Below are 19453 nucleotides of genomic sequence, written 5' to 3'. Positions count from 1 at the left end.
TGCGGATTCGGATACGCGCACGCCCTTGCAGCGTCAGAACCCGCCGCAGAACCTCGATGCCAACCGATGCAGGCCCCTGCGTGAGCGAGGAATGAGCGTGGCGAGGTGATGGCGAGTCCTGGGCCGTGAAGCGCAGTGCGTTCGCATCACAGCGGTGCCAGCCCATCAGGATCTCGTCGCGACCGTCTCCGGGCGCCGGGCCGCTGAAAATCTTGGGCCGTCGAATATTCCGTGTCGTGCCGGTCGGTGGGCGTGCAGACTCGCTTTATGGCGGACATGCAGGCGTTCCGGGATGCGGTCAGTTGCTGGGCGGCCGGCGGGCCCGGCGAACCGGCGAGTGATCTGGCGGTGCAACTGGGGCTGCGGACGGCGGTGCTGCTGGAAGGGCCGAGCGATCTCGCTGCCGTGGAGGCGCTGGCCGTAGGGCGTGGCCGGGACCTGGCCGCCGAAGGGGTGTGCGTCGTGCCGATGGGCGGGGCGATGAGCGTGGGCCGCTTTGCCGGTCTTCTCGGGCCGCCCGGTCTTGGCCTGCGCTTGAGGGGACTGTGTGACGAGGGCGAGCAGCGCTTCTACGAGCGGGGCTGGGAGCGGGCCCGGGAGCCGCACCGGGGCTTCTTCGTGTGTGTGGCGGACCTGGAGGACGAACTGATCCGCGCGCTGGGCCCGGCGCGGGTCGAGGAGATCATCCGGGCCGAAGGCGACCTGCGGCCCTGGCAGACCTTCCTGCACCAGCCCGCACGCCACGGCCGGCCCCTGCAACAGCAGTTGCGGCGCTTCCTCGGTACGAAGAAGGGCCGCAAGATCCGCTACGGCCGCCTCCTGGTCGAAGCCCTCGACCCCGGACAGGTGCCGGCCCCGCTCGACGACCTCCTCACGAGCCTGTGACCGACGGGACAGCTGTGGCCGCGTTGCCGTGACGCTGCCTTTCGCGGGAGCGGTCGGGGAGCGGCAGCGGATCTCTAGGATGCGGCGGATTCGCGGTTTCGCCACCCCGGGATCCAGTGCTGCTGTGGACAACTGCCGTGTGTTGCCGCTCGGTTGGCGACACTCTCGGCGCGAGGAGCTCTTCGCTGGCGAACGGAACACCGGTGACGCCTGTGAGCCTGTGGTGCTGATGTCTTCCGCCAGGAGGCTCTGCGCATTCGGCTTACGATGACCACGGTTGCCACGGGATGGACCGTGGTCCATTGCAGGGAGGGGACGGGATCCGATGAGCCTTCGTCAGTTCGAGTACGCCCTGGCCGTTGCCGAGGAGGGCTCGGTGACGGCGGCGGCAGAGCTGCTGCACGTCGCTCAACCGTCGGTCTCCCAGCAGATCCGCGGCCTGGAGCGGGAACTCGGCGTGAAACTGTTCACCCGCACGCCGACCGGGCTGGTACCGACCGCGGTCGGCCGCGCGTTCCTGCGGGAGGCGGAGGTCGCGGTGCGCGCGTCGCGGCGGGCGAGGGCGACGGCGCGGGCCGGTGCCGATGATCTGGTGGGTGAGCTGGTGGTCGCGGCGCAGATGGGCTTTGGCACGCGGCAGTTGCCGGGCGCGCTGGGCGCGCTGCGCCGTCGCTTCCCGCGGCTGGAGGTCACCGTCTTCGAGGAGCCGAGCTCCGCCGAGCTGGAGCGGCTGTGCCGCCGGGGCGTGCTGGATCTCGCCCTGATGGCGGCGTGCGAGCGGAGCCCCGCCGACGCCCACCACCTCGGCGACGAGGAGTTCGTCGTGGTGCTGGGCACGGGGCACCGGCTGCTCGCCGCGGACCGGGTCGAGCTGCGCGAACTGGCGGGGGAGCCGTGGGTGCGGTTCGACCGCGACAGTGCGCTCGACGGCGTACTGCTGAACGTACTGCGGGAGAACGAGCTGCCCCCGGTGACGGCCGCCCGGGTGTCCCAGACGGCGACGGCCGTGCGCTGGGCCGCCGACGGGCTGGGGGTGACGCTCGTCCCGGCCTCCGCGGTGCCCCACGGTCACGAGCACCTCGTGCGCCCGGTGTCCCCGGCCGTGTCCCAGCCCGTTATCGCCGTGCTCCGGCACGCCGCGGGCCCGGCGGAAACGGCCCTGCTCGAAATCCTGCGGCAAGAGACCTGGCACACGTCCGCCTCCTTCTCACCGGTGTCCTGACAGGCGAGAAGGAGGCGGGCGCCGCTGAATTCTTTGTGCCGAAACCGGCGTTCCGTAATGCTGTCGGCGTCAGCCCCTGGGGAATTCACCGCCGTCCACGACGAGGTTGCTCCCGGTCAGCCAGCTCGCCCGGTCGGACATGAGGAACAGCACCGCGTGGGCGATGTCGTCGGGCTGGCCATCGCGCCCCAGCGGGGGAGTGGTGGTGTCCTGGCCCGGCCCCGAGTCCAGGCGCGCCCACTGCTCCCGCGTCTGTTCGCCGCCGGGGGTGGCGGTCCTGCCGGGAGAGACGGTGTTGACCCGGATTCCGAACGGGGCCAGCTCCGCGGCCAGTCCCCGGCTGTAGGCCTCCAGCGCCGCCTTCGCCGTCACGTAGTGCAGGAACGGTGGTGCCACGGTGGGGACCGCGGCCGAGGAGACGTGCACGATCACCCCCGAACGCCGTTCCCGCATCCCCGGTGCCAGCAGCGAGTCCAGCCGCACCGACGCCAGGAAGTTCAGGTCCAGCGCGTCCTGCCACTCCTCGTCGGGAATGGCCAGAGCGCCCTTGTACGGCAGCGCCCCGCCCACGTTGTGGACCAGGATGTCCACCCCGCCCAGCGCCTCCTGCGCGGCCGCGGCGAGCGCCTTTGCGCCAGCCCGGGTCCGCACGTCGGCCTCCACGAAGGTGGCCCCCTCCGGCACCGTGCTCGTCGCCGACCTGGCGGTCGTGAGCACCTCGGCGCCCGCGTCCAGCAGTTGGCGCACGACGGCCGCTCCGATTCCGCGAGAACCACCCGTGACCAGGGCCCGCTTTCCCGCGAGTTCTCGCGTTTTCGATCCGTTCTCGATTGTGGTCATGCCACCGGCCCTCTCAAAGTACGTAATTGTCCGCTCGAAGGAATAAGGATCGACGTGCGCAGAGTGCGAATCTTCGGAGAAATCGCGGTGAGCACCTCGTCGAGCTGTTTCACGGTACGTACGGAGAAGAACGAGAGGCAAAGACGAAATATCAGCAGGTGCTATAGGGAACTCCTATGGCCCCCCGGCCCCGCCGCCCGTGACCGGCACAGGAAGCGGATCGGGGCGCCCCCGCGAGCCGGTCACAGAACGCCGGGGCCAGGTTCAGGTCGTGCAGCGTGACGGCGGTGGGCTCTGGCAGACCGCCATCAGTTCCAGCGGGCCGGGCTGGAGCTGCACGTCCGGGCAGTGGGGTGGCTCGTCCGTCACGAGTGGTCCCGCAGCTTTGGACGAGTGGTCCCGCAGCTCCGGCAGAACGCACACCCGCAGTGCGACGACCACCACCGGATCGGCCCGTCGTGAGCAGGGCGTCCACGCCCACCTCGGTGCGCGCGGACCGCTGCGCGCCGCCGAGGCGTCGGGCGAGGCCTCCACGGTTCCGGCCGGCGAGGTTCGGGTTGGGCGTCGCGGAATTCGCGAATTCCCGTACCGCTCGCGATCGCTGAGACATACGACTCGCGGCGAGCGGCATCAACCTCACAGCATCTTGCCAACAGACTCAGTAGCAGTATCGGGGCGCGTGTTTACCGTCCCTTTCCTGGTGTCTGTGGTCTCCGACTGTCGTGGAAATAGGGGGAGCCGCGTGCGTTCACGTGCTCGATTGATGTGTGCTCGATGCGTTGGTGTCGCCAGCCCCTGGTGACCGTCTAATGTGCGCTGGCCCGCTGCGTTTGGCTCAGGCAGATTACGGAATTAGCGGAACCAGTGGAACCGGCTGCGCGGCCCGGCTCATAGCGGTATGCCAGGGGCATGGCACAACGACAGCGCTATCTGACAGAGCTTGCAGACGGGCATGGGCCGTTGAGCGAACCGATACCGGCTCCGTGTCGCAAGGCCTGTCACTCGGCCCGCGCTTCGGGCCGTGACCTGTCGGTGAGCGCGGAGGAGACCACGCAGCGGGATCGTGAGGGGGCGCGCGGGGTTCTTCTCCCGCTCGACATCCCGCCGGTCACGATGGTGTACGGCTGTGCACAGTGGCCTCAGGTGCCGATCGCGTTGCCGCCGAAGGCATCGATCTGGAGATCAGCAGCCAGGTCGCGAGCGTGATCGGCCGGGCCACGGGCCCGTCGGCGCAAGGATCGGGCCCGCTCGAAAGAATCGCGTGCCCACGGGGCGACGGTCGCGGCTGAGATTTCGCCGCATCGCCTGCACGGAGTCCGGCTTTCGTCTTTTCTGTCACTCACTTTCAAGGAGTTCACACTATGGGCAAACCTGTTGAAGTTTGGACGGATGATCCGGGCGGCGCATTAGCTGCCCCGGACGGTCACGAGGTCCTGAGGGCCGGTACCGGGAGCAGCGTTGAAAAGGAATTCGCCGAGCTGCTTGCTGGTCTCGTGGGCATGGACCAGGTGTCGGCCGATGCCCACTTCTTCGACGATCTCGGGGCCAACTCGCTGGTGATGGCTCACTTCTGTGCCCGGGTCAGGAAACGGGATGATCTGCCGTCGGTATCGATGAAGGACATCTATCAGAATTCGACCGTCCGGCGACTGGCGGCGGCGTGTGCGGATACCGCGCCTGCGTCGGCCCTCGTCGCGCCGTCGGCCAATGAGCCAGCGGTCAATGGGGCATCGGGCCCTGCATCGGCGGAGGTGACGCCACCGGGCAGTACGCTGCGCTATGTCCTCTGTGGTGCACTGCAGTTGCTCATCTTTCTCGGGTATGCATTTTTCGCCGCACGCCTCACTGCCTGGTCCTACGAGTGGGTCTCGGCGGGGTCGAGCCTGGGCGATGTCTACTGGCGTTCCGTGGTCTTCGGTGGTGCCGGATTCGTCGGCCTGTGCGCCTTCCCCATCGCGGCCAAATGGATACTCATCGGCCGGTGGAAGGCTCGCGAATTCCCGGTATGGGGCCTGACGTATCTGCGTTTTTGGACCGTCAAGGTCCTGCTGCACGCCAACCCCATGATCTTCTTCATCGGGAATCCGCTGTACGTGCTGTACCTGCGGGCTCTGGGCGCAAGGATCGGCAAGCACGTCACGATCCTGTCCCGCACCGTTCCGGTGTGCACCGACCTCCTGACGATCGGCGCCGGTTCGGTGATCCGCAAGGACTCGTACTTCCTGTGTTACCGGGCCCATGCCGGGCGTATCCAGACCGGTCGGGTCACCCTCGGACGGAAGGTGTTCATCGGCGAGAAGACCGTGCTCGACATCAACACCTCGATGGGGGACGGGGCGCAGCTCGGCCATACCTCCGCGCTGCAGAGCGGCGAGTGCGTACCCGGCGGCCAGCGGTGGCACGGATCGCCGGCCCAGCGTACGGAGCTGGACTACGCACGGGTCGCGCCGACGAAGTGCGGCACGCCACGGCGGGTCGGCTTCGCACTCGCCACCGTTGTGCAGGTGCTGTTGGTGGCCGCGCCGCTGGCCGTCGGGGGAGCGTGCATGCTGTTCACCGAGGTGCCGATGCTGGCCGACTGGCTGCATCCGCATGCGGAGTCGGTCACGTCGTCGGCGTTCTACACCGATGCGCTGCTGCTGTCCCTGGTGCTCTTCTTCGGCCTCGTCGTCGTGGGACTTGCCACGGTCTTCACCCTTCCGCGTCTGCTGCACCTGGTGATCGAGGAGGGGAAGGTCTATCCGCTGTACGGCTTCCACTACTCGGTTCACCGGGCGATCACGCGCCTGACCAACGTCAAGTTCTTCCATTGGCTCTTCGGCGACAGCTCGTACATCGTCCACTACCTGCGCCACCTCGGATACGGCCTGTCCCACGTCGAGCAGACCGGCTCCAACTTCGGTATCGGGCTGAAACACGAAAACCCGTACCTGAGTTCGGTGGGCAGCGGAACAATGGTCGCGGACGGGCTTTCCATCATGAACGCCGAATTCTCCGCTACGTCCTTCAGCGTGTCCCGGACGTCGATCGGTGCACACAACTTCCTGGGAAACCACATCGCTTATCCCGCAGGGGGCAGGACGGGCGAGAACTGTCTGCTGGCGACCAAGGTGATGGTCCCGCTCGACGGGGAGATCCGCGAAGGGGTGGGCCTGCTGGGCTCGCCCTGCTTCGAAATCCCCCGGTCGGTGGAGCGCGACACCCGCTTCGACCACTTCCGGCGCGGGGACGAGCTGCGCCGCCGCCTGTCCGCCAAGAACCGTCACAACATCCGCACGATGGGCCTTTTCCTGTGCATCCGGTGGCTGCACTTCTTCGTGCTCACACTGTTCGGCCTGGCAGCCGTCGAGCGGTACGACGCACTCGGACAGCTGCTGGTCGCTGCCTGCCTGGTGGGCGCCTTCGGCTTCTCGGCGGGCTATTTCGTGCTGGTGGAACGCTGCCTCACGCGATTTCGCCCGCTACGGCCCCAGGCGTGCTCCATCTACGACCCGAACTTCTGGCGGCAGGAACGCCTGTGGAAGGTGCCCGACACCCACTTCAACGCCCTCAACGGCACTCCGTTCAAGAATGTGCTCTGGCGGCTGCTGGGAGTCCGGCTGGGCCGCAGGGTCTTCGACGACGGTTGTTATCCGTCGGAACGGACGCTCACCACCATCGGTGACGACTGCACGCTCAATGCGGGGAGCGCGATCCAGTGCCACTCGCAGGAGGACGGAACATTCAAGTCCGACCACAGCACGCTCGGTGACGGCTGCACCCTGGGTGTCGGCGCCCTCGTCCATTACGGCGTGACGATGGGGCACGGCGCGGTGCTGGCCGCCGACTCATTCCTCATGAAGGGCGAGGAAGTCCCGGAGCGCGCACGGTGGGCCGGAAATCCCGCCACGGAGCGCCGAGTTGAGGCTCCGCAGCAATACGGCTCTACCTCGGGGCCGGATCCGGAACGGATGACCGGAAGTCACCGGGCGCCGTCATAACCGTACGCAGCGGGTGGTCATCACCGTACGCAGAGCATTTCGTGGCCGCGACAACTGCCGCAGTTGTGGTCACCGCACCACGGTCACCGCAGGGAGAGCGGGACCGCGGCACCAATGAGGGGGGAAATGACCGATGAGCATGTCGATGGAGACGACCGGGGACGAGGCTGGGAACGAGCCCGTGACCGACGGCCGTGAGTTCTGGCGGGGGGTGCTGACCGCCGGCGGGTTCACCGCAATCCCGCGGTGGACTCTCGATCCGGCGCCGGGCTTCGCCGTACACCAGGAGCCGATGCCCGGCGACCTCGTATCGGCGGCCCGTCGGCGGGCGCAGGCCCTGGCGTTGCCGTTCGGCTCGCTGCTGCTGGCCGTACACGCCAAGGTGCTCGCTGCGCTGTCCGGCGAGCGCGAGGTCACCACCGGCTATCTCGCAGGGCAGGGCGCTGCCGCCCTGCCCTGCCACCTGACGACCGAGCCCGGGTCATGGCGAGCGCTGGCGCTGCAGACACGTCGCACCGAGGCGGCGCTACTGGCGCACCAGCACGTCCCGCTCGACGGCCTCAGGCGTGAACTCGGCCTGACCGAGCTGCCGTTCGAGACGATATTCAGCCCGGCCGGAGACATAGGCGAGCTCGCCCAGGGCGCCGTACTGGGGGTGGGCATCGTGGAGAGCGGCGGGCAGTTCGCGCTGCGGGTGCGCTACCGAACCGAGGCGCTGGACGCGGACTGCGCCGCCAGGATCGCCGGCTATCACCTCACCGCGCTCGCGCTGCTGGCCGCCGACCCGGACGCCGGGCACCGGCACCAGAGCCTGCTGTCCGCCGCCGAACACCGCTTCCAGACCGAGGGGCTCGCCGGGCCCCACCGCGAACTGCCCGACCGCCGCGCGCACGAGGTGTTCGAACAGCGGGTACGGGAACACCCCGATGCCGTCGCCGCCGCGCACGGTACGCGGCAGTGGACCTACCGGGAGCTCAACTGCCGCGCCAACCGGCTGGGCCGGGCCCTGCTGGCACGCGGGCTCGGCCGGGAAGACGTCGTCGCGGTGGTGACCGAGCGCAACCTGGACTGGATGGCCGCCGTTCTGGCGGTCCTCAAGGCCGGTGGCGTCTACCTGCCCATCGAGCCGCACTTCCCGGCCGAGCGCATCGCGGCCATGCTCTCCCGCGCCGAGTGCGGCTTCGTACTGACCGAAACCGGCAGCACCACCGCCCTCGACCAGGCACTCAAGACAGTGCCCGCGACGCAGGTGCTCTCCATCGTGCCCGCCTACGAGGAGGACCACGGCGAGGGCCACGGCGCGGACCACGGCGAGTTCCGCGCCGAGGACGACCTGGAGCTGGCGATCGCGCCCGACCAGCTCGCCTACATCTACTTCACCTCCGGCTCCACCGGTGAGCCCAAGGGCGCGATGTGCGAGCACGCAGGAATGCTCAACCACCTCTACGCCAAGATCGACGACCTGGGGATCGGCGCGGGGCAGGTGGTCGCCCAGACCGCACCCCAGTGCTTCGACATCTCCCTGTGGCAACTGGTCTCGGCGCTGCTGGTCGGCGGGCGGACCCTCCTCGTCGACCAAGAAGTGATCCTCGATGCCCAGCGGTTCGTCGAGACGATCGCCGACGGCCGCGTCGGCGTACTCCAGGTCGTACCGTCCTACCTGGAAGCCGTCGTGACCCACCTGGAGCGGCACCCCCGCGCACTGCCCGACCTGCAGTGCGTCTCGGTCACCGGCGAGGCGCTGAAGAAGGAACTCACCCAGCGCTGGTTCGCAGCCCAGCCCGCGATCAAACTGGTCAACGCGTACGGGCTGACGGAGACCTCGGACGACACCAACCACGAGGTCATGGACAGGCCGCCGGACGGGGACCGCGTCCCGCTGGGCCCTCCCGTGAGCAACGTGCACCTCTACGTCGTCGACGAGCACCTGTCACCCGTGCCGCTCGGCGCCCCCGGCGAGATCGTCTTCTCCGGCATCTGCGTCGGCCGCGGATACGTCAACGACCCCGAGCGCACCCGGCCGGCCTTCCTGACCGATCCGCACCGCGCGGGCCGACGGCTGTACCGCAGCGGCGACCACGGCCGCTGGCGGCCCGACGGCAAGCTGGATTTCCTCGGCCGCCGGGACACCCAGGTCAAGGTCCGCGGCTTCCGCATCGAGATCGGCGAGATCGAGAACGCGCTGCTGCGGGTGCCCGGCGTCCGCGACGGGGCCGTAGTGGTCGCCGAGCGGACCGGCCGCAGCGCACACCTGGTGGCCTTCTACTGCAGCCAACGGCCCGTGGACATCGAGGAGTTGAGGAACCACCTGGGCGCCTCGCTGCCCGCGTACATGGTCCCGTCCGCCTTCCACCGGCAAACCAGCCTGCTGCTGACCGCCAACGGGAAGACCGACCGCAGGGCATTGACCGCACTCGCGAGCCAACTCGACGATGCCAAGGACGACGGCCTCACGCACACCCACGCCCCGCGTACGCCGACCGAGCAGCGGCTGGCGCAGGCCTGGGCCAAAGTTCTCGGCGTCCCGCAGGAGCAGATCGGACGCCACCACCACTTCTTCGACCGGGGCGGTACGTCACTGTCGGCGGTGAAGCTGGCGATCTCCCTGGACCGCGCCGTCTCCCTGAAGGACATCACCCGCCACCCGGTCCTCGCCGACCTGGCCGGCCACATCGACGGCCGCTCCCAGCCGCCGCGGCGGCTCCTGCGGTCCCTATCGCCACCGGACGGTGCGCCACCGGTCGGCGTGCTGGTCTGCTTCCCCTCGCCCGGGGACAGTGCGGCGGGCTTCGAGCCGGTGGCCAAGGCCCTGCACGGCAGCGGGATGGCGGTGTACGGCGTCGAGTTGCCCCCGTACGCCGTTGAGCCACCCGGCCAGGAACCGGCCCCCGGAGCCGATCCCCGCCCTTCGCCGGCACAGGTGGCCGAGCAGGCCGTCACGGAGATCGCCGCGATCAGCGAGGTCAGCGGGATCAGCGAGGCTGCGCGGCGCGGTCCGGACGGGATCGTGCTGTGGGGCCACTCCTCGGGTATCGCGTACGCGCTGGAGACGGTCCGGCAGCTGCAAGCGCGCGGCATACCCGTACAGCGAGTGTTCCTCGACGCCTCGGACGGCACCCCGCCGGCCCAGAATCCGTCCGTGCCCCTCACCGTGACCATCGCCGCTGACGCCCCGAACGCAGCACACACCGTGCTGCGCGCGGCCGGCCTGCCGGCCTCCCCCGCAAACCCCGGCTGACCGGCCCGCCGGCGCACCCATCACCACGGCAACCACTACGACCGAAGGGACATCGCCATGCCGCAACCGTCCTCAGCAGCCCTGCTCACCGTGGACCTGGATCCCGGCAAACCCCCGATCCTGCGCACCGATTCCGCCGCCGACCCACCGGCCTGGGCAGCCGAGCACCGGGACGCCGTACGCACCGCTGTAGCCGAGCACGGCGCGGTCCTGGTCCGCGGACTGGGCCTGCGCGATGTGGCCGGGACCGGAGCCGTCTTCCGGGAGCTGGCCCCCGACGTGATGACCGAGATGGAGACCTTCGCACCCCGGCAGGCCTACGGCCACGGCGTGTACTCCGCCACGCCGTGGCCGTCGAACCAGCCCATGTGCATGCACCACGAACTGAGCTACACGCTGGAGTTCCCGGGCCTGCTGCTCTTCGCCTGCCTGAGCGCGCCCACCGAAGGAGGCGCGACCGCGGTCGCCGACGCGCCGACCGTCCTCGACGCGCTGCCCGCCGAACTGGTCCGGCGGTTCGAGCACGAGGGCTGGCTGCTCACGCGCACATACAGCGAGGACATCGGCGCGTCCTACGCCGAGGCCTTCGGCACCGACGACCGCGGCGCCGTCGAACGCTACTGCCGCGCCAACGCCATCGAATGCGCCTGGCAGCCGGACGGCGGGCTGCGCACCCGGCAGCGCCGCAGCGCCGTGGTGCGCCACCCGGTCACCGGCCGCCGCTGCTGGTTCAACCAGGTCGCCTTCCTCAACGAGTGGACGATGGACCCCGAGGTGCACGAGTACCTGGTGGAGGTGTACGGCGCCGACGCACTGCCGTTCAACACCCGTTGGGGAGGCGGCGATCCGATCGACCGGAGCACCGTGGAACTGCTGAACGCCGTCTACGAAGCGCACACCGCGCGCGAGCCGTGGCAGGGCGGGGACCTGATGCTGGTCGACAACGTCCGTACCGCGCACAGCAGGGAGCCCTTCGAAGGACCACGCGAAGTACTCGTCGCACTGGCCGACAGGGTCCGCCTGGCCGACTGCTCGCCGACGATCGAGGTGAGCAGCCGATGACCACCACGTCCTCTGCCACAGGCCAGTCCGAGACGACCGAGCCGATCACCGTCCCGCCGTTCGCGGTGATCTCCGGCGCCCAGGTCGAGCAAGCGCTGCACGGGCGCGAGCAGCAGATCATGGAGCTCATCGAGGCCATCTACCGTCTGCACGGTGCCGGTGACTCGGTGAACCCACCCTCGTACTTCCTGCGCTTCCCCGACCGCCCCACCTCCCGGATCATCGCCCTGCCCGCCTCGCTGGGCGGGCAGCTGAGGGTGGACGGCCTGAAGTGGATCTCCAGCTTCCCGCAGAACGTGGTGGCCGGCATTCCCCGCGCCTCGGCCGTCCTCATCCTCAACGACCCGGACACCGGCTACCCGTTCGCCTGCCTGGAAAGCTCGATCATCAGCGCCACCCGGACCGCCGCGTCGGCGGCGCTCGCGGCCGACCGGCTCAGCCGCGGACGGCCACGCCCCCAACGCGTCGGGTTCTTCGGCGCGGGCCTGATCGCCCGCTACATTCACACCTTCCTGGCCGGCACCGGCTGGTCGTTCGAGCAAACCGGTGTGTACGACCTGTCCGCCGACAGCGCGAGCGGCTTCCGGACCTACCTCGAACAGTCAGGGGCCGGCGGCGGCATCACGGTACACAGCAGCCCCGAGCAACTCATCCGCCACAGCGACCTGGTCGTCTTCGCCACCGTCGCCGGCCGTCCGCACGTCAGCGACCTGTCCTGGTTCGCCCACCGACCGCTCGTCCTGCACATCTCGCTGCGCGACCTGGCCCCCGAGATCCTGCTCGCCTCGGCCAACATCGTCGACGACATCGAGCACTGCCTCAAGGCCGAGACCTCGCCCCATCTGGCCGAACAGCTCACCGGCAGGCGGGACTTCCTGCTCGGCACGCTGGACGACGTCATGGCCGGACGGGCATCCATCCCCGCGGACCGACCGGTGGTCTTCTCACCCTTCGGCCTCGGAGTGCTGGATCTGGCGCTCGGCAAGTACGTCTACGACCAAGTGGCCCGCTCCAGCGAACTGCACATCATCGACGACTTCTTCCACGAGCTGCGCCGCCACGGATGAGCGGACGCAGACGCACAGAGCACACCCGCAGGAACCCAGAACACACGTGGGAACCCGGAACACACCCGCAGCAACCCGGAACACACACGCAAGAACTCACCACGCACACCCAGGAACCCAGAACACACCGGAACACCAAAGCACGTCGCGCACCAAGGCACCGTTGCGCACGAGGGGGGAGCACCGTGCCCGTCATTTCCGTGCCCATGGACTTCAATGAGGAGGAGCTCTATGTCGACCTACGGTCAATCCTCGGTCACACACTCTTCCTGAAGTGCGAGGGCTTCAACTTCGCCGGTTCCATCAAACTGAAAGCCGCAATGTCCATGGTCAGGGCCGCCGAACGCAGCGGCGCCCTGACACCCGGATCGATCCTGGTCGAATCCTCGTCCGGAAATCTGGGCGTGGCTCTGAGCATGATCGCGGCAAACAAGGGCTACCGATTCCTGTGCGTGACCGACACCCGCTGCAATCCATCGGTCAGAGACCTGATGGAAGCATTCGGCAGCCAGGTCCACACCATCACCGAACCGGGAACCAGCGGCGGCTATCTCGGCGCGCGCATCGCCTTCGTACGCGAGCTGTGCGCATCCGACGACCGCTACATCTGGCTCAACCAGTACACCAACCCGGACAACTGGAAGGCGCACTACCACACGACGGCCCCGGCCATAGCCCGCCAATTCCCGGATCTGGACGTGCTGTTCGTGGGCACCGGAACCACCGGAACCCTGATGGGATGCGCACGCTACTTCCGCGACGCGCACCACCCGGTACGGGTGGTGGCCGTGGACAGCGTGGGCTCGGTGACCTTCGGCGGAGCGCCCGGGCGCCGAATGATCCCCGGCCTGGGCACCAGCCTCCGCCCCGCACTGCTGGACGAGTCCTACGTGGACGAGGTGATCCGCGTCGAAGAGGCGGACACCATCCGGGCCTGCCACCGTATGGCCCGCCGAGGATTCCTCTTCGGCGGCTCCACCGGCACGGTGGTCAGCGGCGCAACCGACTGGCTGGCCCGCAACGACGCACAAACCCTCACCGCGGTAGCCATCGCCCCGGACCTCGGCGAGCGCTACCTGGACACCGTCTACCGCGCCAAGTGGCTCCAGGACCTCTACGGGGAGGACTTACTGCCCGCCGACGGCCTGACGGCAGGCGCACGCGGCGCCTGACCGCCGGCACCGAGCCGCTGTACCCCACCCGGGCGGGGCACAGCGGCTCGATGCTGCAGCGTCCGTGCGCGGTGTCACGGGCGCCGCTCCGGCATCGTCACCTTCACCCGGCCAGGCGCCGCCAAGCCCGCGCTAGCACCGGTATGCGAGTGCAGCCCTGCGGAAAGCAGCCGATACCTACTGCCGCTTTCTAAACGGGCACCTTGCCCAGGAGCCTTCTTACGGATCACGTGGTGGCCGGTCGCATCTCAGGGCCCGCTAGCTTGAGTTCCGACCCCCCGGTTACCAGGAGGCGCTGGGTGGCGTGAACGGCTACGCGCAGGTCCGGCTGTGGTGGACCAAGGGCGGCCAGGCTTGGTGACGACGGCCGCCGTCGAGGCCCCGCGCTGGGGGCCCGACAGCGAGTGACGTCAGGCGGACCGGCCGATGTCGTCGAAGTCGGTGGAGGCCGACAGCTCGGCCCATGCCAGCATGTCGCGCTCGAAGGCCTCGCGTCCGGCCCGGACGAGCCGAAGCGCGTCGGTGCCGAGCAGCAGGCGCGCCGGCGGCTGGTCGGCCGCCACGATGCGCAGCACCGCGGCCGCTGCCTTGTCCGGGTCGCCCGGCTGGCGCCCGCTGCCGTGGACGCGCCGGGCGCGCAGCGGCTCGAACAGCTCGTCGTAGTCGGCGATCGCACGGGGTGCGCGGATCATCGAGCGGCCGGCCCAGTCGGTCCGGAAACTGCCCGGCTCGACGGCGGTGACATGGATGCCGAAATCGGCGACCTCCTTGCCGAGCGTTTCGAGGATGCCCTCCACCGCGAACTTGCTGCCGTGGTAGAAGCTGAGGCCCGGCATGGTGATCAGCCCGCCCATCGAGGTGACGGCGATGATGTGGCCGCAGCGGCGCTCCCGCATGTGCGGCAGCACGGCCTTGATCACCGCCACGGTTCCGTAGACGTTCACCTCGAACTGACGGCGAAGGTCATCCATCGACGACTCCTCGAAGAGGCCGTCATGGCCGTACCCGGCGTTGGCGACGAGGACGTCGACCGGGCCCAGGTCACGCTCGGTCCCCTCCACGACTGTGTCCACCGCGTCATGGTCGGTCACGTCCAGGATGCGGGCGTGCGCGTCGCCGGCGAGCGCCTCGAAAGCCCGTGCGTCGGCGGGCGTGCGTACCGTGCCCACCACCCGGTGGCCCGCGGCCAACGCCGCCCGCGCGAGTGCGCGGCCCAGGCCGGTGCTGACGCCGGTGATCAGGAATGTCTTGGTGTCCGACACAGGAGTTCCTTACGTTGCGATGCGAACAGAAGCCGACCGGGGCGGTGTTGGGCCCCGGCCGGTCTCGACACGTTCCACTTCAGCACCGGAATCGGCCTCTGATCGGCTTTCGGGAGGGCCGCTTCACCCCGGGGACGGCCGGACCGGGGGACTGCCAGTCCCCCCTTCGCGAGCCGCCGGGGCGATCTTGGGCCCTATCGTGAACGTCATGGACCGCAACACAGCTCTCGGCGAGTTCCTCCGCTCCCGGCGGGCACGGATCACCCCGCGCCAGGCAGGCCTGTCCGACGACGGCGGCACTCGGCGCGTGCCAGGACTGCGCCGCGAAGAGATCGCGCAACTGGCGGGCGTGAGCGTCGACTACTACATACGCCTGGAACGCGGACGCCGACTGAACGTCTCCGAGACCGTGCTGGACGCCATCTCCCGCGCGCTACGCCTCGATCCCGTCGAACGCACCCATCTGTTCCAGCTCGCCAAGCCCGCCACAGGCAGGCCCCGCCGCACGGCGACGCGTCCGCAGCCGGTCCGCCCGGGGCTGCGCGACCTGCTCCGGATCCTCGAGCACACCCCCGCCCTCGTGCTGGGGCGGCGACTGGACGTACTGGCGTCCAACCGGATGGCACGTGCGCTGCTCACCGACTTCGACGCGCTGCCGCACCGCGAGCGGAACCTGGTGCGGTTCATGTTCTGCGACGAGACCGCCCGCTCGCTGTACACCCACTGGGACACCCACGCGCAGGACATCGTCGCCTCGCTCCGGCGCGACGCCGGACGCCATCCCCGCGATCCACTCCTCGCCGAACTCGTCGGCGAACTCTCCATCAAGGATGAGGACTTCCGCCGCTGGTGGGCCGACCAGAACGTGTACCGGCACACGCATGGCAGCAAACACTTCCACCACCCGGTCGTCGGCCCGCTCACCCTCCATTACGAGTCCCTCACCCTGCCCGCCGACCCGGACCAGCGGCTGAGTGTCTACACCGCCGAGGAAGGCTCCAGCTCCGAAGAGGCGCTTCGGCTCCTGGGTACGTGGATACGGCAGCCTGAGACCTCGCACGGGCAGCACGCAGATCATTAGACGCCGCCGGTCCGGGAGGAGCGGTCGGCCGTAGTGGCTGCGTCCCATGAGCCGGGATGAGCGAGAGCAATGCGACCTGCCCCTTCGTGCCGCGCGGCAACTCTCACCACGTGGTCAGAGGCGAAAACTCAAGCCAGGGCGTGCATCGCAAGTACCTGATGAGCATGGCGGAGATCCCCCTTCGTGATCCAGAATGATCGAATGGTCACGCTGGAGACTCCCCGTTTGATCCTGCGTCGCTGGCGCGAGGACGACGTCGCGCCCATGGCTGCCGTCAACGCCGACCCCGAGGTCATGCGGTGGATCCGTGACGGCAGCGTCCGTGACGAACAGCAGACTCGCAGCGGAATCCAGGCATGGGAGAACGAGTGGGAGTCAGAAGGCTTCGGCCTCTTCGCCGTGGAGATCCGGTCCACCGGCGAACTGGCCGGGTTCACCGGCCATTCGGTGCCCCACTTCTTGCCGGAGATACTGCCGGCGGTTGAGGTCGGCTGGCGGCTGGGACGTTCCCACTGGGGTCAGGGCTTGGCCACCGAGGCCGCTGCGGCCGCCGTACGGTTCGGGTTCGAAGAGCGAGGGCTGGAGCGGATCGTCAGCATCACTCAAGTGGGCAACGACGCCTCCGAACGAATCATGACCAAACTGGGGATGCATCCGGTCCATGAGACCGTCAATCCCACCTGCGGCAGGCGAGTACGGGTATTCGAGTTGTCGTCGGACCAGTACGTCACCACCACTCGTCGATAGCGGCAACAAGGACGGCTCGGCTCGCACGGCGGTCGCCCAACGAAGTCCGGCAAAGCCGGCTACCGCGAGCGCCGCACGGTCGAATGCGGCATCAACGAATGGATATGACTGGCCTCCCCACGTACCCAGTCGCTAACCTCGGCCTTTATGAACCAGCGACAGCAAAAGAAGCTCTCCCGGCGCCTCTTCGGCGCAATTCTGATGGGCGACACTGCCGACGTGAAGGCGGTACTGCGGGCTGGGGGCGACCCCAACAAGCTGTACGGCGAGGGGACCACCCCCCTGTATCTGGCGTCCGTCACCGGAGAAGTGGATATCGCCCGCATGCTCCTCAAGGCCGGTGCCTCCCCCGACACCGAGAGCAGCGGCGGAATGGGCTCGGAGGGCACTCCGCTGTGCGCAGCCGCGTGCTGGGGACGCACCGAAATGGTGCGCGAGCTGTTGGCGCACGGTGCCGATCCGAACGTGCGCGAAGACCACGGAACGGGCCGCTCCCCGCTGGACTGGGCCAACGAAGGCCCCCACCCCGAAACCATCGAACTTCTCACCGCAGCGGGAGCCACCACCAGCAGGCAATCCGCATAGCAGCGGCATTGGTCATCACGAATCCCGTCAGCTAGATGGATCCCAAGAGCCACTTCCGCAACAGACCCTGGCTCCCAAGCCCAGCACCTGGCCCGGACCGTCCATGTGCTCAAGGCCGAGAACCATCGGCTCAAGGAGACAACGCGGTCCTGCAACAACGGTTGACCGAGCACGCGGGAGTCCCGGACCTCGCCACGCGGCGGCGCCACAAGGGAGTGTTCCAGGAAGCGCGGGCGGCCATCCATGCGGCGAGGCCGCCCGCGACGTGACCGAATGCGGTCTCAACGTCGACATCGCGTTCCAGGCGATTGGTGTCGCACCGGACGACCCCGTAGCCGCAGGCTCCGGGGTTCCGAAGAGGGCAGGGCGTCCTCACCCCTAACCCCCTCGTGCGTCACACCGGGAGCAGCTGCCACTGGCGTCCTCGCTGGTCGCCCCCCTCCGCCCCGTGCTGCTTGATCGCCGTACGGGCGTTGGTGTCGACCTGCAGGGAAAGCCCGCTGTTCCGGTTCGCGATCTCGTACACCCGCGGGGTGCCGGTCTCGGAGCCCACCGGGATCAGCTTCCACTGCTGGTGGTGTGCGTCGTCACCCTCGTAGGTGCGCTGCGCGACCAACGCCCCGTCCGCCTTCTGTGCTCCGACGACCTCCAGGACCTTGCCGCTGCGCACGTTCTCGATCGTGTACAGGGCATCCCCGTTGTCCTGGCCCACCACGACCAGCCGCCACCGCTGGTGATCCCTCGGGGAAGCGAGGGACTGGTGGACCTCGGCCCCGTCCTTGGTTGACTCACGCAGGACCCCCATCCGCAACCTGCTCCGGACATTGGCCCAGGAGACCACCGTGCCCGAATCGGGCAACCCGGCCGTCTTCGCCGGGGTGGAGCTCTCGTCACCTGCGGTTGCTTCGGGGGAAGTGCTCATCGTCATCCCTTCACCGACTGCTGTTTACGGTTGCCGATCCAGGAAGTCACACGAGCATCGGGTTGGAAAGATCACTTCCGGCTGATCTTGCGGAGGACGTCTGACGGGACACCGAACCGGGAGGGCACTTCTTTCCGAGCATCAGATCGTTGCTCTGGCCGTGTCGTTGACCGACGCGCAGCGGGCACGGAGAGAGCCGTTGTTGCCTGACCGGACGCCAAGGCGAGGTGGTCGGTGGCGTGATCACCGGCAGGTGACCGACGCAATCGCATGGAAGTTCCGAACCGGCTCGCAGTGAGTGCACCTCACCGCCGAGTACGGCTTGTGGAAGGGCGTCCATACGAGGCTGAGGAACTGGGCCATCGATGGCACCGGGGATCGGGCCGTCACCGCGCTGCTCGCCCAAGCCGACGCCGACAGTGACCTGGAGTGGGCCGTCGCGGTGGACTCCACGATCGTGCGCGTCCACCGGAACGGCGCCGTGGCCCGCGAAGAGGGGCCCGGCTGGCGATCCCGCCGACGACGCGATCGGACGCTCGCGTGGCGGGCTGACCACGAAGATTCGTCTTGCCGTTGAGAACCCAATCTTTGAATCCGCAAGACGAAGCCGTGCGGCTTGTTGGCTTGGCGAGGGGATGCGAGGAGCGCGGGGTAGGTGAGTTGAGCGGCCCGCGAGTCTTGATCGTTACCGATCCTGCTGCTTGGCTGGCTGGCATGACTGACCTTGGCCCCGTCGTCTGGCCACCTGCCCCGATCCGGACCGAGAGGCTCGTGCTCCGTGAATCCGAGGCCCGGGACCGTGCGGCGTTCATCGAGCTGTTGGCGTCGCCGGAGGTGCACACTTACCTCGGCGGTCCGCGGGCGCGTGACGAACTTGAGCACGAGTTGCCCGAGGTGCCCGAGCGGTGGCCCGGGAGCTTCGTCGTTGAGCTCGACGGGGCGATGATTGGTCAGATCCTGCTCAGGAGGGCACCGGGACACCATCGTCCTGCCGCGGCGGGGAAGGCCGATCTCGGCTACCTGTTCCTGCCGCGCGCATGGGGATTCGGGTACGCCGTCGAGGCGTGCGCGGCGGCACTCGACTGGTTCGACGGCGTCCTTCCCGGCGAGCCGGTGGTGCTCGCCACCCAGACCGCCAACGTCGGTTCGATGCGCCTCGCGGCAAAGCTGGGGTTCGTCGAGGTAGAGCGGTTCCAGGCATGGGACGCCGAGCAGTGGCTCGGCCAGCGGCCCGCAGTCACGCTGTCCGCTTGAGCTCGGGCTGGGTGGCTTCTGCTCACCGCGATCAAGCTGGGCGAGCGTGAGGCGGTCCGTCCACGGCTGGGCGTGCGGCCGCGGCGACTTCGACGCGCTCACCGGCCATCTGCCCGGCGGCTACCGGGTCCTCGCG

The 19453-nt window shown here is 68.7% G+C and carries 15 protein-coding genes and 1 pseudogene; 13 read left to right on the top strand and 3 right to left on the bottom strand.

Annotated elements, in window-relative coordinates:
* Positions 1-267 precede the first annotated feature (267 nt).
* Both AC4IJH_RS06395 and AC4IJH_RS06390 read left to right on the top strand, forming a co-directional pair.
* Complete coding sequence (locus AC4IJH_RS06395; protein ID WP_490850544.1) at positions 268-885, top strand: TOPRIM nucleotidyl transferase/hydrolase domain-containing protein; 618 nt, start codon at positions 268-270, stop codon at positions 883-885.
* Positions 886-1210: 325 nt separating this feature from the next.
* Positions 1211-2107, top strand: coding sequence for a LysR family transcriptional regulator (locus tag AC4IJH_RS06390; protein WP_490850543.1), 897 nt, complete (start codon positions 1211-1213; stop codon positions 2105-2107).
* Between the two features lie 69 nt (positions 2108-2176).
* Here AC4IJH_RS06390 and AC4IJH_RS06385 read toward each other — a convergent pair whose 3' ends face one another.
* The gene (locus tag AC4IJH_RS06385; RefSeq protein WP_490850542.1) at positions 2177-2947 is read right to left on the bottom strand and encodes an oxidoreductase; all 771 of its coding nucleotides are present in this window, start codon (positions 2945-2947) and stop codon (positions 2177-2179) included.
* 1361 nt (positions 2948-4308) lie between these two features.
* On the opposite strand from AC4IJH_RS06385, the gene AC4IJH_RS06380 reads away from it, so the two are divergent.
* The 5 genes from AC4IJH_RS06380 (at position 4309) to sbnA (ending at position 13466) form a co-directional block, all read left to right on the top strand.
* Entirely contained in the window at positions 4309-6927 is a 2619-nt protein-coding gene (locus tag AC4IJH_RS06380) for a Pls/PosA family non-ribosomal peptide synthetase (protein WP_490850541.1), read from the top strand.
* 133 nt (positions 6928-7060) lie between these two features.
* Positions 7061-10165, top strand: coding sequence for a non-ribosomal peptide synthetase (locus AC4IJH_RS06375; RefSeq protein WP_490850540.1), 3105 nt, complete (start codon positions 7061-7063; stop codon positions 10163-10165).
* 57 nt (positions 10166-10222) lie between these two features.
* A complete protein-coding gene (locus tag AC4IJH_RS06370) occupies positions 10223-11227 on the top strand; it encodes a TauD/TfdA family dioxygenase (RefSeq protein ID WP_490850539.1) in 1005 nt (334 codons plus the stop codon).
* Complete coding sequence (gene sbnB / locus AC4IJH_RS06365) at positions 11224-12294, top strand: 2,3-diaminopropionate biosynthesis protein SbnB (RefSeq protein WP_490850538.1); 1071 nt, start codon at positions 11224-11226, stop codon at positions 12292-12294. Before AC4IJH_RS06370 ends, sbnB begins: the two co-directional genes overlap by 4 nt.
* A gap of 185 nt (positions 12295-12479) precedes the next feature.
* Positions 12480-13466, top strand: coding sequence for a 2,3-diaminopropionate biosynthesis protein SbnA (sbnA, locus tag AC4IJH_RS06360; protein WP_490850537.1), 987 nt, complete (start codon positions 12480-12482; stop codon positions 13464-13466).
* Between the two features lie 410 nt (positions 13467-13876).
* Here the strand turns inward: sbnA and AC4IJH_RS06355 are convergent, their stop codons facing one another.
* Entirely contained in the window at positions 13877-14728 is an 852-nt protein-coding gene (locus AC4IJH_RS06355) for an oxidoreductase (protein WP_490850536.1), read from the bottom strand.
* 208 nt (positions 14729-14936) lie between these two features.
* On the opposite strand from AC4IJH_RS06355, the gene AC4IJH_RS06350 reads away from it, so the two are divergent.
* The 4 genes from AC4IJH_RS06350 to AC4IJH_RS06335 all read left to right on the top strand — a co-directional run bounded on the left by AC4IJH_RS06350 (position 14937) and on the right by AC4IJH_RS06335 (position 17141).
* Complete coding sequence (locus AC4IJH_RS06350) at positions 14937-15809, top strand: helix-turn-helix transcriptional regulator (RefSeq protein WP_490850535.1); 873 nt, start codon at positions 14937-14939, stop codon at positions 15807-15809.
* 56 nt (positions 15810-15865) lie between these two features.
* The gene (locus AC4IJH_RS06345) at positions 15866-16006 is read left to right on the top strand and encodes a hypothetical protein (protein ID WP_490850534.1); all 141 of its coding nucleotides are present in this window, start codon (positions 15866-15868) and stop codon (positions 16004-16006) included.
* A 4-nt stretch (positions 16007-16010) separates the two neighbouring features.
* Positions 16011-16556: a GNAT family N-acetyltransferase gene (locus tag AC4IJH_RS06340; protein WP_490850533.1), complete on the top strand. Its 546-nt coding sequence runs from the start codon at positions 16011-16013 to the stop codon at positions 16554-16556.
* Positions 16557-16703: 147 nt separating this feature from the next.
* Positions 16704-17141, top strand: a complete 438-nt coding sequence (locus tag AC4IJH_RS06335; RefSeq protein ID WP_490850532.1) for an ankyrin repeat domain-containing protein — start codon at positions 16704-16706, stop codon at positions 17139-17141.
* A 394-nt stretch (positions 17142-17535) separates the two neighbouring features.
* Here AC4IJH_RS06335 and AC4IJH_RS06330 read toward each other — a convergent pair.
* A pseudogene (locus AC4IJH_RS06330) lies at positions 17536-18015 on the bottom strand (RICIN domain-containing protein); the annotation flags it as partial.
* Positions 18016-18223: 208 nt separating this feature from the next.
* Here AC4IJH_RS06330 and AC4IJH_RS06325 point away from each other — a divergent pair.
* The gene (locus AC4IJH_RS06325; protein ID WP_490850531.1) at positions 18224-18361 is read left to right on the top strand and encodes a transposase; all 138 of its coding nucleotides are present in this window, start codon (positions 18224-18226) and stop codon (positions 18359-18361) included.
* Positions 18362-18777: 416 nt separating this feature from the next.
* A complete protein-coding gene (locus tag AC4IJH_RS06320; protein WP_490850530.1) occupies positions 18778-19317 on the top strand; it encodes a GNAT family N-acetyltransferase in 540 nt (179 codons plus the stop codon).
* The last annotated feature ends 136 nt before the right edge of the window (positions 19318-19453 follow it).

The organism is Streptomyces sp. UF-297, from assembly GCF_058245575.1.
The sequence above is the reverse complement of the archived record's forward strand: the minus strand, read 5'-3'. Positions and strand labels throughout refer to the sequence as shown.

Bases quoted from the DNA above. Each gene is read 5' to 3' on its own strand.
- AC4IJH_RS06380 (WP_490850541.1), top strand. From the start codon at position 4,309: ATGGGCAAACCTGTTGAAGTTTGGACGGATGATCCGGGCGGCGCATTA.
- AC4IJH_RS06345 (WP_490850534.1), top strand. From the start codon at position 15,866: ATGAGCGAGAGCAATGCGACCTGCCCCTTCGTGCCGCGCGGCAACTCT.
- AC4IJH_RS06350 (WP_490850535.1), top strand. From the start codon at position 14,937: ATGGACCGCAACACAGCTCTCGGCGAGTTCCTCCGCTCCCGGCGGGCA.
- AC4IJH_RS06320 (WP_490850530.1), top strand. From the start codon at position 18,778: ATGACTGACCTTGGCCCCGTCGTCTGGCCACCTGCCCCGATCCGGACC.
- AC4IJH_RS06390 (WP_490850543.1), top strand. From the start codon at position 1,211: ATGAGCCTTCGTCAGTTCGAGTACGCCCTGGCCGTTGCCGAGGAGGGC.
- AC4IJH_RS06370 (WP_490850539.1), top strand. From the start codon at position 10,223: ATGCCGCAACCGTCCTCAGCAGCCCTGCTCACCGTGGACCTGGATCCC.
- AC4IJH_RS06340 (WP_490850533.1), top strand. From the start codon at position 16,011: ATGGTCACGCTGGAGACTCCCCGTTTGATCCTGCGTCGCTGGCGCGAG.
- sbnB (WP_490850538.1), top strand. From the start codon at position 11,224: ATGACCACCACGTCCTCTGCCACAGGCCAGTCCGAGACGACCGAGCCG.
- AC4IJH_RS06395 (WP_490850544.1), top strand. From the start codon at position 268: ATGGCGGACATGCAGGCGTTCCGGGATGCGGTCAGTTGCTGGGCGGCC.
- AC4IJH_RS06375 (WP_490850540.1), top strand. From the start codon at position 7,061: ATGAGCATGTCGATGGAGACGACCGGGGACGAGGCTGGGAACGAGCCC.
- AC4IJH_RS06335 (WP_490850532.1), top strand. From the start codon at position 16,704: ATGAACCAGCGACAGCAAAAGAAGCTCTCCCGGCGCCTCTTCGGCGCA.
- AC4IJH_RS06385 (WP_490850542.1), bottom strand. From the start codon at position 2,947: ATGACCACAATCGAGAACGGATCGAAAACGCGAGAACTCGCGGGAAAG.